General features: G+C 61.5%; 3 protein-coding genes. All 3 read right to left on the bottom strand.

Annotated elements, in window-relative coordinates; all coding sequences use genetic code 11:
* Window positions 1-620: molybdopterin cofactor-binding domain-containing protein (locus tag EN935_RS33060; protein ID WP_164771569.1), on the bottom strand; the 620-nt coding region annotated here is incomplete at its 3' end.
* 3 nt (window positions 621-623) lie between these two features.
* Entirely contained in the window at window positions 624-1646 is a 1023-nt protein-coding gene (locus EN935_RS33055; protein WP_127262150.1) for a xanthine dehydrogenase family protein subunit M, read from the bottom strand.
* 1 nt (window position 1647) lies between these two features.
* Window positions 1648-2063 (bottom strand): (2Fe-2S)-binding protein (locus EN935_RS33050; RefSeq protein ID WP_164771568.1); only part of this gene is annotated, 416 nt, incomplete at its 5' end.

The following is a 2063-nucleotide window of genomic DNA, read 5'->3' as shown; positions in this document are numbered from 1 at the left end:
ATCGTCAGTTGATCGCCCTGCCATATCGCCGTGGTCGAAAACAGTTCGATCGGGTTGTGATGCTGGGTCGGCGTCGAGTATTTTTCGTCGATCTTCACCTCCGCATCCGCCCAGGCGGCGTCGAAGTCGCCAGCCTTCGCATCTTCCTTCAGCATCGGGCTTTTGCCGGCCGCCGGCTCAACCGTCACGCCTTTTGAATCGAAAGTGGCGCTGGGTGGTTCGTTCTCATAATCGGCGCGGATCAACGCCGCCGCTTCTTCCGCCGCCTCAAAAGTCTCGGCAACCACCAGAGCGACGATCTGGCCGTCGTGGAAAATCGTCTTGTCGTGCAACGGCCCGATCGAACTTGCGCCGGTGTTGCCGAATTTCGGTTTGTCGATGTTGTCCATGTCGCCATAGCTGACGATGTCCAACACACCCGGCACCGCCTTGGCATCGTCCATTTGAAGTCTGGAGACCTTGCCTCGAGCGATGCTGCTGGTGACAAGGGCGCCGTAGGCGACGTTGGCCGTGGCGATGTCGGCGGGATAATTGGCCTGTCCGGTAACCTTCAGTCGGGCGTCGATGCGGACAACAGGATCGCCCTGATTGTCTTTGGGGGCGGGTGCGGCTTGGTTCATAGGTCAGACCTTCATGTCACGGGTTTCGAGCAGCGCCCGCACCAGCGTGCGCTTGCCAAGCGGTATCTTGAACGCGTTGTGTTCGCGCGGCTTGGCATCGGCAAAGGCAACATCGGCGGCGGCTTGGGCCGCGGCCTCATCAAGCACCTTGCCCTTGAGCGTGTCTTCCGCCGCGCTCGCCCGCCACGGCACGGTCGCCACGCCGCCAAGAGCGATGCGCGCGCTCCTGACCCTCTCGCCGTCCATGTCGAGCGCGACAGCCGCGGACGCCAGCGCAAACGCGTAAGATTCGCGATCGCGTATCTTCAAATAGCGCGACCTGCTGCTCCATGGCGTGAGCGGCACTTCGATCGCGGTGATGAGCTCGTCTGCCGCGAGATCCGTTTCGATGTTCGGCGTCTCGCCCGGCCGCCGATGCAGCTTGGCAAAGGCAAGCGTGCGTCTTCCTTGCTGGCCTTCGATGTCGACGGTTGCGCCGAGCGCAATCAGGGCTTGCGCGAAATCGCCGTGGTATGCGGCAATGCAGGCATCGCTGGTACCGAGAACCGCATGCTGGCGGTTGAACCCTTCCATCGCTGCGCAGCCGGAGCCTGGCTCACGTTTGTTGCATGGCCAGGAGGTTTCACGAAAATATTCGCAGCGCGTCCGCTGCAGCACATTGCCGCCGAGGCTCGCCATGTTGCGAAGCTGGCCACTGGCGGCGAACTTCAGACTTTCGGCCAGGAGCGGACAACGACGCCTGACATCCCCGTTGTCGGCTGCTTCACTCATGCGAACCAACGCCCCGAAGCGAATGGCATCATCCTCTATCCTGATCTGCCGCAAGGCGGGTTCGGCGAGAGTGTTGAGATCGATCAATCGTTCCGGTTGCGCGACACCGAGCTTCATGTAGTCGGCCAGATTGGTGCCACCGGCGATAAACTGCGTGTTGGCCGCAGTCGGCGGACTCTGCCCAGTATCGGCATGGGTCGCGATGTCGACCGCTGAGGAGACGCTGGTTGGGCGTTCATAGACGAAGGGGCGCATCCTAGGCCCTCCTGATCTCGTCGCGGGCCTGGACGATCGCCGCAACGATGTTCGGATAGGCAGCACAGCGGCACAGATTGCCACTCATATATTCGCGAATATCATCTTCCGACCCGGCATGGCCTTCGTTGATGCACCCGATGGCGGACATGATCTGTCCCGGTGTGCAATAGCCGCATTGAAAGGCATCGTGATCGACAAAAGCCTGCTGGACCGGATGCAGTTCCCCGTCCGTCGAAACCAAGCCTTCCACGGTTGTGATCTCGCGGCCCTCGTTCATGACGGCGAAACTCAGGCACGAGAGCACCCGCTTTCCGTCGACAAGAACGGTGCACGCGCCGCATTGCCCGTGGTCGCAACCTTTCTTGGTGCCAGTCAGGCCAACATGATCGCGCAGAGCGTCAAGCAGGCTGGTGC

This window comes from Mesorhizobium sp. M7D.F.Ca.US.004.03.1.1, from assembly GCF_003998635.1.
In the GTDB taxonomy this organism is placed as follows: Bacteria; Pseudomonadota; Alphaproteobacteria; order Rhizobiales; family Rhizobiaceae; genus Mesorhizobium; species Mesorhizobium loti.
Note: the sequence above shows the minus strand (reverse complement) of the source record. Positions and strands in the feature narration are given on the sequence as shown.

Excerpts from the sequence above, each read along its gene's own strand:
- EN935_RS33055 (WP_127262150.1), bottom strand. The coding sequence starts at position 1,646 with ATGCGCCCCTTCGTCTATGAACGCCCAACCAGCGTCTCCTCAGCGGTC.